An 18,779-nucleotide genomic window follows, 5' to 3' on the forward strand; every position below is an offset into this window, starting at 1 on the left:
CCTTCTGTCTGGCGCTGTTCACCTCACAGAATCGAGTCGGATCGACTCACTTCGATTATTAGCACTCTCGGGGTGAGAGTGCCAACTTCACAGCGATCTCGAAGCTGCGCGGCTCAGCGGCCGAAGATGCCGATCACGTTGAGGGCGAACCACGCGATCGCGAGGAGCGCGACCACGACACCCGCCGACGACCATCCCTTCTTCAGACGCCGCCCGGGCTCGGCGACGCCGGGTGCCGGCGCCGGCGGCGCGACGACGGCCTCGTCGCCGAAGGGCAGGGTCTCTCCGGGGGCGACGGCGGCGCGGGCGACGGCGGCGGACGGGTCGGCCCCCGCCGCGAGCCGCTCGTCCCGCCACCGACCCCACTGAGCGAGCTTGTCCATGAGGGCCGCGACCACCGAGAACAGCCATGCCCAGGTGCGCGGATCGAGCGTCGAGACGTTCCGTCGGGTGTAGAGGAAGAGCCAGTCGTCGACGATCTCGACGTCGAGCTGCCCGGCGTGGTCGATGAACCGCGCCATGATGTCGGGCGTGAACAGGTACAGCGCGTCGCGCTCGTAGCCCTGCGGGCAGTACAGCGCGAAGTGGCGGTCGAAGTCGCCCTCCAGGCTCAGGCGCTGATCGCGGTCGAAGGTCGTGGGCAGGTTGGAGCCGAACACGCTGTTGTTGCCGAGCGCGTCGAGCACGATGTGCGGCAGCGGGGCGTCGAGGTGGATCGCCACGTAGCCCCAGCGGTGCGTGGTGCGGTTCTTGCCCGATCCGGTCGTGTAGCGGTAGTTGCCGAACTCGACGAAGCGCGGGTGCTCGCCGCGCACCCGGCCGGTGGCCTGGCGCGAGTTGCCGCGGTTGAAGATCATGCCGGGAAGGCGCGGATCCTCGGCTCGGGGCAGGTAGCGCATTCCGTTGGCGCGGGCGAAGTGGTCGAGCCGGTATGCGGCCTCGGGGGAGCCGATCGCGCCGCGCACGACGGCGACGATCATGATGATCGGCACGGCGAGGAACAGCAGCGGCACGAGCACGAACGCCGGCGACGGCCGGTCCCCGGAGAAGGCGCCCCCGATCAGCGGCAGCATCGCCAGCCCGACGACGAGGAAGACCGACGCGAACGCGATCATGCCGGCGACGAGGCAGCCCTGGCCCGTGCCGACGCCGTTCGCGCGCTGCTGCGCCCGCCACGCCTTCACGGCGGCGCGGTCCACGGGATCGACGAGCGGCCGCGCGTCGAAGCGATAGGCGGAGGGCGACGGCTGGCTCACCCTGCCACCGTACGACAGCCGGCCCGCGCGCCGCGGGCGGATCCGCGCCTTCTGCGTCGGCGCCCGGGGTGGCACGATCGGGGCATGCTGACGCTGAGCGGGCAGGAGGCGCGGCGCATCGCGGTGCGCGCGCAGTTCCTCGACGCGTACCGGCCGCAGTCGCTGCTCGAGGTCATGGATCAGCTCGCGGGCGTGCAGATCGATCCGACCACCGCGGTCGCGCGCAGCCAGGAGCTCGTGCTGTGGTCGCGCCTCGGCGACGCCTTCGCGCCGGCCGACCTCACCCACGCCCTCGAGGTGGAGCGCACGGTGGCTGAGCACGTCACGCTGCTGCGCCCGATGGCCGACATGGGCGTCGTGCTCGCGGTCGCGGACGAGTGGGTGAATCCCGCGACGAGCGCCTGGGTCGAGGCGAACGCGGCGTTCCGCGACCGGATCCTGGCGCGGCTGCGTGCGGACGGCCCCCAGACGACGGCCACGCTGCCGAACGACCCCGAGGTGCCGTACGCCTCCACCGGCTGGGACGACGAGCGCAACACCGGGCGGATGCTCGAGGTGCTGTGCCTGCGCGGCGAGGTCGCGGTCGCCGGGCGGGAGGGCCGCCGGCGCCTGTGGGATCTCGCCGAGCGCGTGTACCCGGCCGACCTGCACGTGCAGTCGCCGGACGAGGCCCGCGCGATCCGCGACGAGCGCCGCCTGCTGTCGCTCGGCATCGCCCGCGAGAAGCCGCTGCGTTCCCCGGCGGAGCCCTCGCCGCTCGGCCCGATCGGGCTCGAGGCCGTGGTCGAGGGCGTCGAGGGCACGTGGCGCGTGCATCCGGACGTGCTCGGCGCCGAGTGGGCGGGGGATCGGGCGGCGCTGCTGTCGCCGTTCGACCGGATGGTCTACGCCCGCGACCGGGCGCGCGACCTGTTCGGCTTCGAGTACGTGCTCGAGATGTACAAGCCCGCCGCCCAGCGGCGCTGGGGCTACTTCGCGCTGCCGATCCTCTTGGGCGACCGCCTCATCGGCAAGCTCGACGCGAAGGCCGACCGCAAGAAGGGCGTGCTCACGGTGAACGCGATCCACGAGGACGTGCCGTTGTCGCCGGCCGACGCCGACGCCGTCGACGCCGAGCTCGAGGCGCTCGCCGACTGGCTGGGTCTCGAGCTGCGGCGCTGACTCAGGCGCGATCGATCAGGGTGTCGGCGAGGCGGTCGATCTCGGCCGCGGTCATCCCGTGCGCGATCAGGTAGTCGGTGATCGAACCGTGGCGGGCGTCGATCCGCGCGAGCGTCGCCTCGAGCACGGCGGCGGGGCTCGCGGTGACGAGCCCCACGATCTCGGGGGTCGGATCGATGCCCCTGGCGCGGATGGCGGCGAGCATCTGGTCGGCCCACTCGCCGCGCAGGTTGGCCTCGGTCAGCGCGTAGTCGGCGACCACGTCCTCGCGGGCCACGCCCACCGCCGACAGCGCGAGCGCGATGACGAGCCCCGTGCGATCCTTCCCCGCCGTGCAGTGCACGAGCACCGCCTCGTGCGGTGCCGTGCCCGCGATCACGCGCACCGCGGCCGCCAGCGCCTCGCCCCGCTCGTCGACGATGTGCTCGTAGACCCGCGCGATGCCGGAGGCCGCGGCCGAGACGGGCGCCGCCCCCGCGAAGACGGGCAGATGATGCACGGTGATCGGCAGCTCGGCGAGGGCGCTGGGTGCGGCCTCCAGCTCCATCGCGCTGCGGAGGTCGACGACGTGGGCGATGCCGAGCCCCACCAGGTGCTGCCGCGTCACCTCGTCGATGCGGTGCAGGGCGTCCGAGCGGAACAGCTTGCCCCAGCGCACCGTGCCCGCGGCGGTGTCGTACCCGCCGGCATCTCGGAAGTTGTACAGCCCGGGCAGGCGGTGGTGGCGCTGCGGGGAGGGGGCGATCTCGTCCATGCTCTGCTGTCTATCACGCCGGAGCCCGCCGGGTCAGGCCGCGTCGGCCGCCCACGTGTCGGGGGTGCCGATGCGGGTGAGCGGGCGGAAGAGCGACAGGGCGATCGCGACGGCGACGAGCGTGAGCGCCAGCACGAGGAGCGCGGTGGCCAGGCCGGCGCCCGCGAGCAGGCCGGAGCCGACCAGCGGTGCGAGGGGGAACGAGGCGGCGCCCGAGAGCGCGGCGACCGACGAGAAGCGGCCCTGCATCTGCTCGGGGGTGATGACGGCGGCGTACGAGAAGATCGACGCGTTCAGCGCCGGCGCGAGAAGGTAGGCGACGGTGTAGCAGGCGAGGATCGCGCCGTAGGTGGGGAAGATCGCCATGGCGAGGAACGACAGCGACATCACGGCCATGCACGCGGGCACGATCGTGCCCGTGCGCACCCGCTTCACGAGCACCGGCGCGAGGAACGATCCCGCCAGCAGCGAGGCGCCGATCATCGTGCTGAGCAGGCCGATGAGGAACGGATCGGTGCCGCGCTCGGCCAGGTCGAGCGTCACGGCGATCGTCGAGCCGTTGCTCGCGGTGTTCAGCACGATCGCGAGCGCGATCATGACCACGAACAGGGGCTGCGAGCCGACGTAGCGCAGGCCCTCGGCGAGCGCCTTGAGCGGGTGCGTGCTGCGCGCCTCGGCGAGGTCGCCGTTCAGCGGCCGGCGGATGAGGATGGCGCCGACCGCGGCGACGAGGTGAGCTCGCGCGCGACCGGCGCGACCGCGTGTGGAAGCCGCTCTCGACCGACGGGTACCGGCTGAGCAAGGACTCCCCGGAGGCGCGGCTCGTGACCGAACCCGTGCTGCGCTGGCTGCGCGCCGTGCTGGGAGGTGAGCCGGAGGCCTTCATCGGCGAGCCGGACGAGACGGTTCGCATCGGCAGCATCAGTCAGGCGCCGCTGACCAAGGCGGAGGCGGAGGAGCTGTCCGCCGAGCTGCAGGAGCTCGGCGCCCGCTGGGGGGAACGGCTCCGCAACGCCCGCGACGCCGATCCCGACACCCCGCGCCCGCTCTACCAGATGGTCTTCGCGCTCGGTCCGCTGCTGCGCTCGCGCCGCGAGGCGGACGGTTCGCGGGAAAAGCCCTGATCGGATAGACTACGAAGGTTGTGCGGCCTCACGCCGCGCGATGTGCAACACACCCTCCTGCCGTCGAGAGATGCTCGGCGGCCGATCTAGTCCGAAGGAGGTGGGTCAATGACGCACCAGTACGAACTCATGGTGATCCTTCAGCCGGAGATCGACGAGCGCCAGGTCCCCACGATTCTCGACAAGTTCCTGAAGGTCATCACGGATGCTGATGGCACGATCGACAAGGTCGATGTCTGGGGCAAGCGCCGCTTCGCCTACGAGATCCAGAAGAAGAACGAGGGCATCTACGCCGTCGTCAACTTCACCGCCACGAGCGAGGCCACCGTCGAGCTCGACCGCCAGCTCAAGCTGAACGAGCAGATCATGCGCACCAAGGTGCTGCGTGCCGAAGAGGCGATCGCCATGATCGCGTCCGAGGCCAAGCGCGCCGAGGCCAAGGCTGCTCGCAAGACGGCGGCGAAGGCCTAAGCACCATGGCCGGCGAAACCGTCATCACCGTGGTGGGGAACCTCACGGCGGACCCGGAGCTTCGTTACACGAACAACGGCGTCCCCGTGGCGAACTTCACGATCGCCTCGACGCCGCGCACGTTCGATCGCGCTTCGGGCGAGTGGAAGGACGGCGAAGCCCTCTTCCTCCGTGCGAGCGTGTGGCGTGACTTCGCCGAGCACGTGGCCGGATCGCTGACCAAGGGCATGCGCGTCATCGCGCAGGGCCGCCTGAGCCAGCGCTCCTACCAGGACCGCGAGGGCAACCAGCGCACCGCGATCGAGCTGGAGGTCGACGAGATCGGCCCCTCGCTCCGCTTCGCGACCGCGCAGGTCACCCGCGTGGCACGTGGATCCGGCGGCGGTCAGCAGTTCGGCGGCGGGCAGCAGCAGCCCCGCCAGCAGGTGTCGGAGGAGCCGTGGGCGACTCCGGGATCGGCCGGAGCCGACGCATGGAGCACCCCGGGATCCTTCGGCGACGACACCCCGTTCTGAGCCGGAACCCCATCCAGATCTCTCTTTCTCACTAAGGACCCAACATGGCTGGAAAGTCGAGCGGCGACCGCCGCAAGCCGCGGAAGGGCGCGAAGAACGCCGCTCCCGCGAAGTCGATCCGGGTCGGCGTCATCGATTACAAGGATGTCGCCACCCTTCGCAAGTTCATCTCGGAGCGCGGCAAGATCCGCGCCCGTCGCATCACCGGCGTCTCGGTGCAGGAGCAGCGTCTGATCGCCAAGGCGATCAAGAACGCTCGCGAGATGGCTCTCCTGCCCTACGCGGGCGCGGGCCGGTAAGGAGCACCCATGTCGAAGCTGATTCTCACGAACGAGGTCGACGGCCTGGGCAGCGCCGGAGACGTGGTCGAGGTCAAGGACGGGTACGCCCGCAACTACCTCATCCCGCAGGGATTCGCCGTGGCGTGGACGCGCGGTGGCGAGAAGCAGGTGGCGTCGATCCGCGCCGCCCGCGAGGCCCGCGCGATCGCGACCCACGAGGAGGCCGTCGCCCTCAAGGGCAAGCTGGCCGAGGGCAAGGTCAAGCTCGCCGTCAAGGCGGGCGCCGAGGGGCGCCTGTTCGGCTCGGTCAAGCCGGCGGACATCGCCGCCGCCGTGTCCGAGGCCGGCCTGGGCGACCTCGACAAGCGCAAGATCACCATCCCGTCGCCGATCAAGTCGGTCGGCGAGCACGAGGCTCTCGTCCGTCTGCACGACGACGTGACCGCCGTGATCAACATCCAGGTGGTCGCGCTCAAGAAGTGACGCCCTGAGCGCACGCCGAGACGGCGCGGGTCCTTCGGGATCCGCGCCGTCTCGCGCTGTATGTGGATGAAGATGCGACGAGCGACGACCTTCATGTGCAGGTTGAAGTGCAGTTCTCTCCACAGACTGTGGAATCGGAAAAGCTCTGATTACGCGCAGTTTCTGCGCACGATGATGCGGGCGTGTCCAAATCTGTCCACAGGCGGCGTCCACACCGTGCACGGCGTTTTGCCCAGGATCGTCCACAGAGTTATCCACAGGGTGAATTGCGGGCGGGGTGAACGACTCCTAGCGTGAACCGGCAGGCCCGACTCGACGTCCATCGCGATGTCGGAGGTCCGTGGTTCCATCCCGATGAACGATCAAGCCAGCAGAGGAAGTGGTGCGCGCGTGTCGATCGCTGACATCTCGGAGGAGCGACTCGGTAGCTCCCGGGATCAGGAGCGCACGCCGCCGAACGACCTGCTGGCGGAGCAGAGCACCCTGGGCGGGATGCTGCTGTCGAAGGACGCCGTCGCCGACGTCATCGAGACGCTGCGAGGGCCGGACTTCTACATCCCGAAGCACGAGCTGATCTTCGAGGCGATCCTCTCGCTGTACTCGCACGGCGAGCCCACCGACGTGGTCGCCGTCACCGACGAGCTGCTCAAGACGGGTGACCTGCAGCGAGCCGGCGGTGCCGACTACCTGCACACCCTCACCTCGATCGTGCCGACGGCGGCCAACGCCGGCTACTACGCCGAGATCGTCGCCGACAAGGCGCTGCTGCGCCGCCTCGTCGAGGCCGGCACTCGTATCGTGCAGATGGGGTACCAGGGCCAGGGTGACGCGACCGACCTCGTCAACGCGTCGCAGGCGGAGATCTACAGCGTCACGGGCACCGAGACCACCGAGGACTACGTGCCGCTCAACGTCGCGGTCGACGCGGCGATCGAGGAGATCGAGGCCGCCCGCGGGCGCGACGGCCAGATGACCGGCATCCCGACCGGGTTCACCGAGCTCGACACGCTCACCAACGGCCTGCACGGCGGACAGATGATCGTCGTCGCCGCCCGTCCCGCCATGGGCAAGGCGCTCGCACTGGACACCCCACTGCCGACGCCGAGTGGATGGACGACCATGGGCGAGGTGCAGGTCGGCGACGAGCTCTACGACGCGGCCGGGCGCCCCACTCGCGTCGTGGCGGCGACCGAGGTGATGTACGGTCGTCCGACCTACGAGGTCGTCTTCTCGGACGGCTCGACGATCATCGCCGATGCCGAGCACCAGTGGGTGACCGAGACGCGCGCGAGTCGTCGGGGCACCGGCGGTACCGGGATCGTGACGACCGAGCAGATGCTCGCGACGCTGACGGTCGGCGCCGAGGCTCGCGCCAATCACTCGATCCGCAACGCGCAGCCGCTCCAGGCTCCCGAGGCCGACCTGCCGATCGCACCCTACGCGCTCGGCGCGTGGCTGGGTGACGGCCACAGCGACGGCGCCCGGCTGACGAGCGAGACGGCCGAGATCCCGGCGCTGATCGCGCGCCAGGGCGTGCGCGTCGAGGCGCGCGGGCAGATGCTCTACGCGCTGAAGCTCCTTGAGCGTGAGCCGCTGGTGCGCGACTGCGAGGTGTGCGGCGCGGAGTTCATCGCCCGGCACCCGCACGTGCGCACGTGCGGTCGGACGTGCGGCCCGAAGAACAAGGGCGCGCACCCTGAGCGCATGTCGTGCCCGGATTGCGGGAAGCCGTTCTCGGGGGAGTCGTGGCAGTGCGCCGCGTGCTACCGCGATCACGGCTCGTTCACCGCACTGCTGCGGGGACTCGGCGTGCTCGGCGACAAGCACATTCCCTCCGCGTACCTTCGCGCATCGGAGGCGCAGCGCCGCGAGCTGCTCGCGGGACTGATGGACACCGACGGCTCGGTCGTCCGCGGCGTCGGGTCCTGCCAGTTCGCGGTGACGAGCAAGAAGCTGGCCGACTCGGTCTACGAGCTGATCGTGGGGCTCGGGTATCGCTGCGGCCGCACCACCAAGCGGGTGCGCGGTCGCAGCGAGGCATCATCGACGGCGTACATCCTGAACTTCTCGACGACCGACGACGTCTTCTGGCTCGAGCGCAAGCGCGCGCTCCACGCCCAGGAGCGCCCGTCGAACGCCACGCGCATCGGCCGCCGGTACGTGACGGCTGTGCGACCGATCGAGAGCGTGCCCGTGCGGTGCGTGCAGGTTGACAACGACGAGCACCTGTACCTCGCCGGCGAGTCGATGATCCCCACCCACAACTCGACGCTGGCGCTCGATTTCGCCCGTGCAGCGGCAATCAAGCACCAGAAGCCGGCCGTGTTCTTCTCGCTCGAGATGGGCAAGGCCGAGATCGCCATGCGCCTGCTCAGCGCGGAGGGCGCGATCCCGCTGCAGAACCTGCGCAAGGGCATGCTCGACTCGCGCGACTGGACCACGGTCGCGCAGACGCAGGGGCGCATCCACGACGCCCCGCTGTACATCGACGACAGCCCGAACATGACGCTCGTCGAGATCCGCGCCAAGTGCCGGCGGCTGAAGCAGCGCGTGGGCCTGAGCATGGTGATCATCGACTACCTGCAGCTGATGACGAGCGGCAAGCGCGTCGAGTCACGACAGCAGGAGGTCTCGGAGTTCTCGCGCGCGCTCAAGCTCCTCGCCAAGGAGCTCCAGGTACCCGTCATCGCGCTGTCGCAGCTGAACCGTGGCCCCGAGCAGCGCACCGACAAGCGCCCGCAGGTCAGCGACCTCCGCGAGTCGGGATCGATCGAGCAGGACGCCGACATGGTCATCCTGCTGCACCGAGACTCGGTCTACGACAAGGACACCCGCCCCGGCGAGGCGGATCTCATCGTGGCCAAGCACCGAAACGGACCGACGGCGACGATTGAGGTCGCCTTCCAGGGACACTTCTCCCGCTTCACCGACATGGCCCCCTCGGGCTTCGGCGGAGTGTAGGTTCTCGGCGAAGATGGCGGATTCTCAGATGAAGTGGCGGACAAATGGCGGATCCGCCATGTTCCTGAGAACGCTGCATGTAGTCGGACGTGAGGGCGCCGAGTATGCGGGACGAGAGACGGCGACTCTTCCGCAAGATGTCCGAGGTCGGCCGTACGCTGAATCAGCGCCCGCACCCGGGCCGCTGGGGAGAGGTGCTCCATGACGGTTCTCGAGTCTTTCGCTACCCTGCAGTCGGTTGTCGACGCGGATGTGAAGGTCGTGCAGATTGCCCGTGACCGTCGCGACACCTTCACGTCCGCGTTGCTGACCGCGCCGGATGTGAAGGTGGTGTGGGGGTCGGGTTCGCTCGCCCGCAGCACCCAGCTGCAGCCGGTGCATGATGTGGATCTCGTGGTCGAGTTCGATCAGGACGAGCACCCGGACTGGGGCGAGGACGGGGGCTCTGCCGAAGAGGCGATCGAGCGTTGCCATGATCTGGTGAACGATCTCCTCTCCGTGTCCCACGGATCGCGCGCGCAGCTGGTGCGCCTGATCCGCACCGCCGACCGCAATCGCGCCGCGAAGTGTTTCGTCGATCCGCCGGAGCAGGACAACGCGTTCACTGTCGATGTGATGCCAGCGTTGCGACGTCCGGACGGGATCCTGATCCCGTTCAAGAAGGAGGAGCGCTGGTCGCTCGCAGACCCTGAGTACCTCATCAACGAGGTCGCACGGCGGCAGCAGGACTGGTCGTTGTTTCGCCCGCTGGTCCGGGTCCTCAAGTACTGGTCGCGTCAGCATGAAGATGTGACCGGCACGGTCAAGTCGCTCGTGATGGAGGTTCTCGCGTTGGACTGCCTGTCGGTGAGCAACAACCGACCCGAGGCGTTGAAGAACTTCTTCGTCAACGCCTCGACGCACTCCTTGCGCGTTGAAGATCCCGCGGAGCTCTCCGGGTTGATCCAGCCGAGTCTGGACGTGGCCGGTCTGCGCAGGTCCCTAGAGGATGCAGCAGCTGACGCCGTCGCGGCGCTTCGGGCCGTCGCCTCCAATGATCAGCCGGCCGCGACACGTCACTGGCAGTCCGTCTTCGGGACTGCGTTCCCGCTCGTACTGCCTCCCGGTGGAGCGGGAGAGACTGGGCCGCGTCCGGTTCGCGATTCCCCGCAGGGCTGACCTTGATCCTCCGCAGCTGGTGGGAGGATGACCCGGGTCGTCTCGCGCAGGAGATCGACGACATCGGTTCGGTGGCCCCCGCCCTCGAGTGGACGCCCGAAGGTGCCGGTCACTTCAGCGGCGCACTCCCGGTATGGCCATTCACACGACCCGAACCAGCCGGGCTGTCAAACCTCGTCGACCAGCCGCTGCGCGCGCGGGTCGCGTACGGGCACGGCTTCCCCGCGGTCCCACCAATCCTCTACCCTTTGGAACCGCAGCCCGACGTCACCCTGCGAAGCTTCACCCAGTACCACGTGCTCCCCAATGGCGGCCTCTGCCTGCTCCGTGATGCCGACCAGTGGGACCTCTTCTCGCGGACCAGCGATCTGATCCTGAAAGCGTCGGGATGGATGATCGAGTTCGCCCTGTTTCAGCGCGGCAAGATCCCGAACATGACAGTCAACGGCATCGTCACCGACGAGCAACTCGATCACTTGATCACCGCGACCGCGGAAGAGACAGCGTGACCGAGCACAGCGCATGAGTGGCGAGAACTGGCTGGTGCTGTTGCCCACCGAAGCGATGGAGGTCATCGACAAGTCGTACGCGTGGGGCAATCTCACCTGCCGTCTGTCCGCACCGGACAAGGCCGCCATAGTCGTCGCCCTCTCGAACGAAGACTCGGACCTCGTCCATCTCACGGAGGATCCCGACCACTTCCTCACGGTCGCCGACTTCAATCGCGTCGGCCACTGGTACCGAGTGCCGGCGGACGCCGCGTTTTGCGCGTACCTTCTCACCCACCAACACGCGACAATGCCCTTCGACGCCTTCCAGACCCTCGTCCCGCAGGCGATCGCACCGCTTCCCGGCCAATGGCACATCGCCGTGACCTTCTGTCCCGACCCTCCGGAGATCCGCGATGGGGAACGGCTTCCGGCCTGGTCGGCGTGGACGATCTCGAACGACACCGTCCGCCCCATTTCTTTGGACATCCAGGACGGAACCCAGCATGTGACCGCCCTTGGAAGCCTCTGGCCAACCAGCCTCCTCTCGACCTCGCGGGCGCTCCTGCTAGGCGCCGGCAGCATCGGAGGAGCCGCAGCCGAAGCACTCGCAAGCTACGGAGTTGGCCACATCGACCTGGTCGATCCTGACAAGATCCTCTTCCACAACGTTCCCCGGCACGTCCTCGCTGCCGCGAGCGTTGGAATGTCCAAAGTGGATGGATTAAAGGCATCCCTGAACAGGCAGTGGCCGGAAAGCAACATCAGCCCATGGCCCATCGACCTCACCGCCAACGCCAACATCACCCGACCCCTGATTGACGCCGCCGACATCATCATCTGCACCGTCGACGGAGTCGAACCCCGACGCGTCGCAAACTACCTTGCACGCCGTGCGGGCAAACCGATTGTGTTCGCCTGCGTCCTCGCCGACGGCAGATACGGAGAGATTCTGCGCATCCGTGCACTGCCCGAGGTCGGATGCCTCGACTGTCAGCGTCGATACATGCGCGACAACGGAATGATCGATCCCGAACCGAGCCTGGACCGAGGCTACGGGGACGGCACCCGACACAACCCGATGACCGCAATAGGTGGAGACCTTCACCTCGTTGGGAGCATCGCAGCGAAAGTCGCCGTCGCGACTCTCTTGCAAAACGCCGGTGAAGTCGATCAGACCCTCACCGATGACAACCTCGTCATCGCCCTCCGCCCATCACCCGGCTACGCCGCCCCCTTCGATGCGCGACGAGCACTCCACCCGCACTGGTCCTCCGCGACGCCCCCTTACCCGGACTGCCCCGCATGCCATCGCCACCCGTGAGCTGGACCGTCGGTATCACCCAGGGTGCGCTCACATCGATCAGAACGATCATCGCGAGAAGCGACCCCACGCTCGAAACCGGCGGTGCACTCTTCGGACACGAAAACGCCCTCGTCATTACATCCGCCTCCGCACCCGGTCCGAACGCCGTCCACCAACCCGGCTACTTCCTCCGTGACCTCGAATACACCCAACTCGCCGCGGACCGCGCCCACAAGGTCGACCGCTCACAATGGATCGGAGAATGGCACACCCATCCCAACGGTCCGCCAGAACCCAGCCCGCTGGATCTCAACACCTACATCTCCCACCTCGTCGACTTGGAACTTCGCTTCCATCGATTCATCGCGCTTATTGGGTCACCGAATCCCCGCCCGCACCTGAGCGTATGGGTGCTCGCGCAATCGCCAGACGGCATCGAACTCCACCGTGCCGCGCTCGCACTCACAGCAACCGATCAGGGCTCGCGGAACCAGATGCCACCCGGCGAAGCCACTGAAGTCCAACATCGAAGTTGAGGTTTCACCAGTACCGGCCGCTGCCCACATCATTGCTGACCGCTATGCGCGACGGGTAGAACTACGTCGTGGACCTACACAAAGCGCGTGGCGTCCGAACACGAACATTCGACACCATCCCCGCGGGCGATCTCCCAGCCGCGTCCATTGAAAGCGAGACCACCCATGTCCGAACCGTTCGACCTTGCCAAGGCATATACGGCGAAGCAGGACCACATGCTCACAGGGCTGGGGCTCATGCCGCAGTTCACAGATCATCCCGGCACCAAGGGTGACGCCACCGAGGAGCAATGGGTCAGCGTGCTCCGGGAGTTTCTTCCCCAGCGATACGGGGTCGGGCCAATCTTCGCAATCGACTCCCTCGGGCAACAGAGCGGACAGATCGACATTGCGATCTTCGATCGACAGTACTCGCCCCTTTTTTTCGAGCAGGGCGACGTCCGCTTCGTGCCGGTCGAGAGCTTGTACGCCGTTTGTGAGGTGAAGCCCAGAATGAACAAGGAGAACCTCGACTACGCCCGGGACAAGGTCGCCAGCGTTCGCCGACTTCACCGCACCTCAGCGGAGATCCGGCATGCAGGCGGTACGTATCCAGCTCAGGATCCGGAAGCCAAGCCGATCCTGGGTGTCTTTCTCAGCACGGATCTTGATTGGGGAGATATCCGCGGTGCTGCAGCTGTGGGCTCGATCACCGAGCCTCAGCCCACGGGGCTCGATCTCGGCATTGCTGTCCGAGGAGGCGCCTTCGATCAGACTGACGGGGTCGCGTACTCCCCAGGAGGACAGGAACTGATCTGGTTCGCGACGCGTCTGTATCGCGCACTTTCCCGGCTGGGAACAGCTCTAGCAATCGATCTGGATGCCTATTACGTTCCGCTGCAGTCCCCAGGCAGTTAGGAAGCCGTGCGCTCGGCCGATGCGGCTTCCCGGTCGGCGGCGTAGCGTCGCGCGGCTTCCCACCAGTAGTTGTCACGGATCCGGTAGAGCAGGGTCCGCTCTCCGGGCACGCGTCCGACGAACTCAAGGAAGTGTGCGTCGCGGAGCTTGTGGATCAGTGGGTGGACGATGCTCCCCAACAGTCCAGTCGCTTCGACGATCTGCTTGGGAGAGAAGGTGTCGCCTTCGAGGGCGGCGATCTCTATGACGACAGCGTTCATGTAGCTGTTGCCGAAGAACAGCCGCGACTCCGCTGGTGCGATCGGCTCCACTATCGTCATGCCCCGAGTTTCGCATACGTCACCGACGTCCGGCACGTGCGCGAGGTGATTCCGAGGCGACTTCCTTCCCGGTGTTGTCTATCTGACGTACACAACTTGATTCTGGTCGTTTCGAGAGTACAGTGAATGTGACATTCACTAGAACGTACGTCACGTAGTACGTAATTGACCGATTCGCAAGAGCAACTCGGTATGACGTGTGTTACGTATTCGTGGTGGTTTCGTGCATGGATGCACGCGTGTGTGGGCGCCCATGATGGCGACATGTTCACAAACCGCCGGACCGCAGGGGCTGGTTCGTTTCCGTTGTCGTACCAGGGAGCGTCGGGGCTGTGACCGGGCTGGCGTCGACGGTTCAGATTCGCAGGTCAGACGATCACGTCGATGTCATCGCCTTGAATGATGTTCGTCTTCGTCAGTTCGATACCGCGGTGCCGTGGCGGGAGTTTCGTTGGTACCGCAAGCAGCGACACTTCTCCGGCTCGTACTGGTCGGCGACGATGGAGGCCCCGGTGGGGTACGAGTCGCGGTTGGAGTATGTGAACCTGCTGCTGGCCGACTTCGACCCGCGGGTGGTGTGGATCCTCTCGCAGCCGTTTCTGCTCGACGGCGATGATCGCGGCACGCGCCGCAAGCACGTCCCGGATTACCTGTTCGTCCACGCCGATGAGTCGGGGTGCGTGGTTGATGTGAAGCCGGCTGAGAAGTTGTCACGCCCGAAAGTGCGCGATTCTCTGGGATGGTCGCGGCGCGTGATCGAGGGGCACGGCTGGGAGTACCGGGTGCAATCCGAGCCCGATCCTGTCGTGCTGGCGAACGTGCGGTTCCTCGCCGGGTATAGGCGGCGCTTCCAGTTCCTCGAGTCCGAAGTCGATGGCGCAGCAGAGTTGCTATCCACTCCGGTCACATTCGGCGAAGCGGTGCGAGCTGTCACGGCGATCACTGCCGATCCGCGATTGGCTCGGTCCGTTGTGTTGCACCTGATGTGGACGCGGCGCCTGCACACGGACCTCACCCGCGTGCTCGACATCACCAGCCTCCTGGAGACATGAGTGTCGAGCGCGACGATCCACACACCCGCAGATCAACGAGAAGGGAAACGCGTCCGATGAAGAACACCTGGAAGGTCAGCCCGGGGGCCCAGATTGCCTACGACGGAAAGATGTGCACGGTCGCGGAGATCGGTGATGGCGCCGTCATCGTCCGCACCGCGGATGGGCGCACTCGCCGTCTCCGCATGATCGATGTGCTGCAACCGGAGTCGGAAGGCGGCAGAGTGCACGTGCCAGGCAGGGTGGGCGACGACGAGCAGACGCAACCTTTGATGCTTGTCTGGTCGGACGCAACCCAGTCCGCTCAGGCGGGTGCTCACCATCGGGCGGATCACGTCCGTGAGGTGCTCACGGGATACCGGTCGGGCAGTCGTGAGGTCGCCCGAGAGGGCGAGCCACGACTGGAGTACCACCCGCAACGGCCGCTCCGAGAGCGACAGAAGGCCAAGGCCAAAGAGCTCGACATAGGCCTACGGACCCTGGAGCGATGGGTCTCCCGGTATCGAGACACCGGGGAAGCGGGTCTCATCGATACCCGGATGTCACGGACGGGTGCGGCACTGACAAACTTCGACCCGCGGTGGGTTGACGCCGCGCGAACGATACTCGATGAGCAGGACGATCAGTCCAAGGTGCAGAAGAAGATCATCCTCGCCCGGATCCGCGCACGCATCGAGAGACTTCACGGCCCCGACGTCGTCACATTCCCGTCCACCGCCAGCGCATACCGGGGCTTGGACGAGCTCACCCGCGGACGAGGCACTTTCGCGGGTTCCACGAAGGCAAAGAGATCGATCGCGAACCGGCCCGCCGCTCCCTACGGACGGTTGACCGCGTCACGTCCCGGTGAGTTCGTACTTCTTGACACCACCCCACTGAATGTGTTCGCCGTCGCTCCGGTGACGGGCAAGTGGGTCTGCGCGGACCTCACGGTCGCGATCGATCTCTACTCACGGTGCATTCTCGGGCTGCGCTTGACGCCAGGATCGACCAAGTCCATCGACGTGTCCGGTGTTCTCGTCGAAGCGATGCTGCCGTTCGACCTACCGGGCAGTTGGGATACCGCCGCTCGTGTCCCGTATCACGGCGTGCCTGACACGGTGCTCGTCGACCCCACCCGAACCGATGTCGCCCGTTTCACACGCGCCGGCATCTTGCCCGAGACGATCGTCGTGGACCACGGTCGCCCTTTCCTCTCCGAGCATGTCACCACCGCGTGCGCCCGACTGGGCATATCAATCCAGCCAGCCCGTATCTACCAGCCCACCGACAAGAGCCCGGTGGAGCGCTTCTTTCGCACTCTCGACTCTCTCCTGCAGGAGCTCCCCGGCTACAAGGGTGCGGACGTGTCGGGTCGTGGGGACGATGTTGAGGGTGAGGCGGTGTATACGGTTCCGCAGTTGGAGCAGATCATCCGCGAGTGGATCGCGACGGTCTATCACCTCCGCCCGCATGAGTCGCTCGCCGATCCCAGCCTCCCGGGTGTGAAGTTGAGTCCGGCGCAGAAGTATGACCAGGGGCTCGCTGTCGCGGGTTCGCTGCGGATGCCGACGGACCGGAATGTGCTGTTGGAGCTGCTGCCGGTGGTGAAGCGTCAGTTCAACCACTATGGGGTGGAGATTCACAATCTTCGCTACACGGGGGATTCGGTGGCGAAGTACCGCAACCGGGCCCGGTCGATCCACCGGGACACGGGCACGGAGTGGCCGTTCGTGGTGAACCCGGACGACCTGACGAAGATCTACTTCCACGACCCGGAGGATCACACCTGGCACACCCTGGAGTGGGAGCACAAGGACGCGTTCGACACCCCGTTCAGTTTGGACGCGTTGGAGTATGCGAAGAAGATTGCGATCCGGCAGGGCCGCCCCTCGCAGGTCGATGATGTTGCCGCGCAGTTGCTCGAGGACTGGGGCGCGGGCCGAGGGTTGACACCGTCGGAGCGGCGGATGAGCGCCCGGATGGCGGCCCGCCTGGATGAGAAGAACCCCGATCCGGAAGGGGTGTGGTCGTTGCGGACGGTGCAACGGATGCTGGACGCAGAACTCACGGCCGGGTCGGACCTGGCGACGGAGCTGACCGGCGGGGTGAGGGATCCGAGGACACGGGTCGATGTGCCGGAGACCGGAGATGATGACGACGAGGACGACATCGACGAGCCCACCATCCGTGGCGACTACCGCTTCGAGCCGATGGAGATGCTCCGATGACAACCACCCAGCCCCAGCCGCAGGCGGGAGCACGGCAGCGGAGCCTGTCCACCTACGAGGGGTGGAACGACTTCGCAGAACGCCCAGCCCGGACCCGTCCGGACACCCTCACGCTGAAGCGGCTGGCGGCGCTATCCACGCAGGAGCGTGTCGGGTATGACTTGGCGCGGCGTCAGTGGCACGCGAACATCCTGCTGCGCACCCGACAGGTGCAGGAGATCGAGTTGCAACTCGGCGACATCCTGGACTCGAACCTGCAAGACGCCGACCGGGTGAAGTCAGCGGCGGCGATCGACGCGCCGCCGGCGCTCGGGAAGTCCACGGTGGTGAACAACTTCGGTCGAGTGTTCCACCAGCAGCGGATCGCGGAGGCCGGGGAGTGGCTGGATCAGGACCGGGACGTGCGGCACCTGCCGGTGTGTCATGTGACGTTGACGGGCCGGCCGACGATCAAGGGTCTGCACATGATGATCCTCGGGTTCTACGCCCACCCCGCCACCGCCGGGATCCTGCACCGCTCGATGGCGGGTAGAGATCTTGCCCGGGCAGCCGCGGAGTGCATCGAACGCCACGACACGCGCCTGGTGATCGTTGATGATCTCCACTTCCTGCGGATGAATACCCGTGACGGGGTAGAGGTCGCGAACCAGTTGAAGTGGCTCTCGAATGAATACAACGCCACGTTCCTGTTCGCCGGTGTCGCCCTCCGCAAGCGGGGACTCGTCGGGGAGGGCCAGACCGGCGAAGGCGCAGCAATGGCGCAGACCTTCCGACGGTGGACAGTCCTCAGCCTGGAACCTTTCACCCTCGCCCACAAACGCGGCCGCGATGAATGGGACCGGCTGCTGTTCGGCATCGACCAGGCCCTCGTGCTGACCGACGGGAGAGACGGGATGCTCGTCGACCTCTCGCGGTACCTGTTCGCCCGCACGACCGGGAACATCGGGTCGCTGATGGACCTGATCCGCCGCGGCGCATCGCGCGCAATCCGCACCGGCAGGGAACGCATCGATCGGGAGCTGCTCGATGATATTCGCATCGACGAGGGCGCCGAGACGGAACGTCGTGAGCTGGAGGCGAAGCTGGAACGGCAGCTTCGAAGCCAGAGAGCGGGCCGCCGCCGAAAGACCCAGGGTGGCGAGGTGGCAGCCGCATGACCGGCAAGGCCGCGACGCGTTCCGACGAGGTGCGGGTGCTGCCGTTTCGGGTGCGGCCACTGCCGGATGAGCCGTTCGATTCCTGGCTGGAGAAGATGGCGGCCACCTATGGGGCGACGATGAACGAGATGGCATGCGCGCTCGGTCTCATCGAGCAGGAGAAGGGTTTGGCTGTATCGGCGACCGCGTGGATGGCGGACAAGTGGGCCACAACCCTCACCGAGGAGCAGGCTGCCCGGCTTGAGGCTTCCACGGGCATCCCTGCCGATCAGTTTCACGAGATGACGAGGATGCGCTTCGCCCGTCACGCGATCCGCTATACCCGGCAGGGTCGGATCAGCGCGCAATGCCCGGCTGCAGGGACCGCGGGACGATACTGCCCGGAATGCCTGGTCGATTCGGGTGGACGGTGGCGGATGTCGTGGCAGTTCCCGTTCGGGTTCGCCTGTGCCCGCCACCGCCGCCTTCTCGTGGATCGGTGCCAGACCTGTGATCTTCCTGCCCGACACCGCGCTCACCCGCTCGCACTTGTTCCCGTTCCCGGGCGTTGCCACAATCCCGTGCGGGGTCCGGGGAGGGGTCCGCAGGCCAACCTGGGGTGTGACACTTCTTGTAGACGGTCGTTACCAGGAAGGAACGACAGGCAGAG

Annotated in this window: 20 protein-coding genes; 16 read left to right on the forward strand and 4 right to left on the reverse strand. The window is 66.9% G+C overall.

The genetic code is table 11. From position 1 onward, the window contains the following. Positions 1–113: 113 nt before the first annotated feature. Positions 114–1,256 (reverse strand): hypothetical protein, encoded by a 1,143-nt coding sequence (locus ACODR5_RS03215; protein WP_488982713.1) that lies wholly within the window; start codon positions 1,254–1,256, stop codon positions 114–116. Between the two features lie 84 nt (positions 1,257–1,340). On the opposite strand from ACODR5_RS03215, the gene ACODR5_RS03220 reads away from it, so the two are divergent. Further along, on the forward strand, positions 1,341–2,417 hold the full coding sequence (locus ACODR5_RS03220; protein WP_488982714.1) for a DNA glycosylase AlkZ-like family protein: 1,077 nt from the start codon (positions 1,341–1,343) through the stop codon (positions 2,415–2,417). 1 nt (position 2,418) lies between these two features. Here the strand turns inward: ACODR5_RS03220 and ACODR5_RS03225 are convergent, their stop codons facing one another. Next, positions 2,419–3,171, reverse strand: a complete 753-nt coding sequence (locus ACODR5_RS03225; RefSeq protein WP_449853065.1) for a tyrosine-protein phosphatase — start codon at positions 3,169–3,171, stop codon at positions 2,419–2,421. A 33-nt stretch (positions 3,172–3,204) separates the two neighbouring features. Beyond that, positions 3,205–3,774 carry an MFS transporter gene (locus tag ACODR5_RS03230; protein WP_488982715.1) on the reverse strand — a complete coding sequence of 190 codons (570 nt, stop codon included), beginning with the start codon at positions 3,772–3,774 and terminating at the stop codon, positions 3,205–3,207. A 221-nt stretch (positions 3,775–3,995) separates the two neighbouring features. On the opposite strand from ACODR5_RS03230, the gene ACODR5_RS03235 reads away from it, so the two are divergent. From ACODR5_RS03235 to ACODR5_RS03285, 11 genes are all read left to right on the forward strand, one after another. After that, positions 3,996–4,295: a hypothetical protein gene (locus ACODR5_RS03235; protein WP_449853066.1), complete on the forward strand. Its 300-nt coding sequence runs from the start codon at positions 3,996–3,998 to the stop codon at positions 4,293–4,295. Positions 4,296–4,403: 108 nt separating this feature from the next. Continuing rightward, positions 4,404–4,766 carry a 30S ribosomal protein S6 gene (rpsF, locus tag ACODR5_RS03240; RefSeq protein WP_449853067.1) on the forward strand — a complete coding sequence of 121 codons (363 nt, stop codon included), beginning with the start codon at positions 4,404–4,406 and terminating at the stop codon, positions 4,764–4,766. A 5-nt stretch (positions 4,767–4,771) separates the two neighbouring features. Beyond that, positions 4,772–5,281 (forward strand): single-stranded DNA-binding protein, encoded by a 510-nt coding sequence (locus tag ACODR5_RS03245; protein WP_449853068.1) that lies wholly within the window; start codon positions 4,772–4,774, stop codon positions 5,279–5,281. A 44-nt stretch (positions 5,282–5,325) separates the two neighbouring features. Next, the gene (rpsR, locus tag ACODR5_RS03250; RefSeq protein ID WP_040168021.1) at positions 5,326–5,580 is read left to right on the forward strand and encodes a 30S ribosomal protein S18; all 255 of its coding nucleotides are present in this window, start codon (positions 5,326–5,328) and stop codon (positions 5,578–5,580) included. Between the two features lie 9 nt (positions 5,581–5,589). Then, positions 5,590–6,045, forward strand: coding sequence for a 50S ribosomal protein L9 (rplI, locus tag ACODR5_RS03255; protein ID WP_449853069.1), 456 nt, complete (start codon positions 5,590–5,592; stop codon positions 6,043–6,045). Positions 6,046–6,399: 354 nt separating this feature from the next. Further along, on the forward strand, positions 6,400–9,006 hold the full coding sequence (gene dnaB, locus ACODR5_RS03260; protein WP_488982716.1) for a replicative DNA helicase: 2,607 nt from the start codon (positions 6,400–6,402) through the stop codon (positions 9,004–9,006). Between the two features lie 201 nt (positions 9,007–9,207). After that, positions 9,208–10,164, forward strand: a complete 957-nt coding sequence (locus tag ACODR5_RS03265; protein WP_005054599.1) for an SMODS domain-containing nucleotidyltransferase — start codon at positions 9,208–9,210, stop codon at positions 10,162–10,164. Positions 10,165–10,166: 2 nt separating this feature from the next. Next, positions 10,167–10,673 (forward strand): hypothetical protein, encoded by a 507-nt coding sequence (locus ACODR5_RS03270; RefSeq protein WP_005054597.1) that lies wholly within the window; start codon positions 10,167–10,169, stop codon positions 10,671–10,673. Between the two features lie 13 nt (positions 10,674–10,686). Then, on the forward strand, positions 10,687–11,976 hold the full coding sequence (locus tag ACODR5_RS03275) for a ThiF family adenylyltransferase (protein WP_005054595.1): 1,290 nt from the start codon (positions 10,687–10,689) through the stop codon (positions 11,974–11,976). After that, the gene (locus ACODR5_RS03280; RefSeq protein WP_052323164.1) at positions 11,973–12,494 is read left to right on the forward strand and encodes a Mov34/MPN/PAD-1 family protein; all 522 of its coding nucleotides are present in this window, start codon (positions 11,973–11,975) and stop codon (positions 12,492–12,494) included. Before ACODR5_RS03275 ends, ACODR5_RS03280 begins: the two co-directional genes overlap by 4 nt. Before the next feature lie 165 nt (positions 12,495–12,659). Continuing rightward, positions 12,660–13,391: a DUF6602 domain-containing protein gene (locus tag ACODR5_RS03285; RefSeq protein WP_005054591.1), complete on the forward strand. Its 732-nt coding sequence runs from the start codon at positions 12,660–12,662 to the stop codon at positions 13,389–13,391. Here the strand turns inward: ACODR5_RS03285 and ACODR5_RS03290 are convergent. Next, positions 13,388–13,711: a hypothetical protein gene (locus ACODR5_RS03290; RefSeq protein WP_005054589.1), complete on the reverse strand. Its 324-nt coding sequence runs from the start codon at positions 13,709–13,711 to the stop codon at positions 13,388–13,390. The genes ACODR5_RS03285 and ACODR5_RS03290 overlap by 4 nt on opposite strands. A gap of 332 nt (positions 13,712–14,043) precedes the next feature. On the opposite strand from ACODR5_RS03290, the gene ACODR5_RS03295 reads away from it, so the two are divergent. The 4 genes from ACODR5_RS03295 to ACODR5_RS03310 all read left to right on the forward strand — a co-directional run. Continuing rightward, positions 14,044–14,763 carry a TnsA-like heteromeric transposase endonuclease subunit gene (locus ACODR5_RS03295; RefSeq protein ID WP_005055286.1) on the forward strand — a complete coding sequence of 240 codons (720 nt, stop codon included), beginning with the start codon at positions 14,044–14,046 and terminating at the stop codon, positions 14,761–14,763. Positions 14,764–14,819: 56 nt separating this feature from the next. After that, positions 14,820–16,973, forward strand: coding sequence for a DDE-type integrase/transposase/recombinase (locus tag ACODR5_RS03300; protein ID WP_005055284.1), 2,154 nt, complete (start codon positions 14,820–14,822; stop codon positions 16,971–16,973). Further along, positions 16,970–18,130, forward strand: coding sequence for an AAA family ATPase (locus ACODR5_RS03305; protein ID WP_005055282.1), 1,161 nt, complete (start codon positions 16,970–16,972; stop codon positions 18,128–18,130). Before ACODR5_RS03300 ends, ACODR5_RS03305 begins: the two co-directional genes overlap by 4 nt. Continuing rightward, on the forward strand, positions 18,127–18,779 hold a 653-nt coding region (locus ACODR5_RS03310; protein WP_488982717.1), incomplete at its 3' end, for a TniQ family protein. The genes ACODR5_RS03305 and ACODR5_RS03310, both read left to right, overlap by 4 nt.

It is taken from the genome of Microbacterium sp. FG3 (genome assembly GCF_057809335.1).

Coding starts and splice junctions, on each gene's coding strand:
- rpsF (WP_449853067.1), top strand. CDS start 4,404: ATGACGCACCAGTACGAACTCATGGTGATCCTTCAGCCGGAGATCGAC.
- ACODR5_RS03305 (WP_005055282.1), top strand. CDS start 16,970: ATGACAACCACCCAGCCCCAGCCGCAGGCGGGAGCACGGCAGCGGAGC.
- ACODR5_RS03290 (WP_005054589.1), bottom strand. CDS start 13,711: ATGACGATAGTGGAGCCGATCGCACCAGCGGAGTCGCGGCTGTTCTTC.
- ACODR5_RS03225 (WP_449853065.1), bottom strand. CDS start 3,171: ATGGACGAGATCGCCCCCTCCCCGCAGCGCCACCACCGCCTGCCCGGG.
- ACODR5_RS03275 (WP_005054595.1), top strand. CDS start 10,687: ATGAGTGGCGAGAACTGGCTGGTGCTGTTGCCCACCGAAGCGATGGAG.
- ACODR5_RS03245 (WP_449853068.1), top strand. CDS start 4,772: ATGGCCGGCGAAACCGTCATCACCGTGGTGGGGAACCTCACGGCGGAC.
- ACODR5_RS03300 (WP_005055284.1), top strand. CDS start 14,820: ATGAAGAACACCTGGAAGGTCAGCCCGGGGGCCCAGATTGCCTACGAC.
- ACODR5_RS03220 (WP_488982714.1), top strand. CDS start 1,341: ATGCTGACGCTGAGCGGGCAGGAGGCGCGGCGCATCGCGGTGCGCGCG.
- dnaB (WP_488982716.1), top strand. CDS start 6,400: ATGAACGATCAAGCCAGCAGAGGAAGTGGTGCGCGCGTGTCGATCGCT.
- ACODR5_RS03285 (WP_005054591.1), top strand. CDS start 12,660: ATGTCCGAACCGTTCGACCTTGCCAAGGCATATACGGCGAAGCAGGAC.
- rplI (WP_449853069.1), top strand. CDS start 5,590: ATGTCGAAGCTGATTCTCACGAACGAGGTCGACGGCCTGGGCAGCGCC.
- ACODR5_RS03265 (WP_005054599.1), top strand. CDS start 9,208: ATGACGGTTCTCGAGTCTTTCGCTACCCTGCAGTCGGTTGTCGACGCG.
- rpsR (WP_040168021.1), top strand. CDS start 5,326: ATGGCTGGAAAGTCGAGCGGCGACCGCCGCAAGCCGCGGAAGGGCGCG.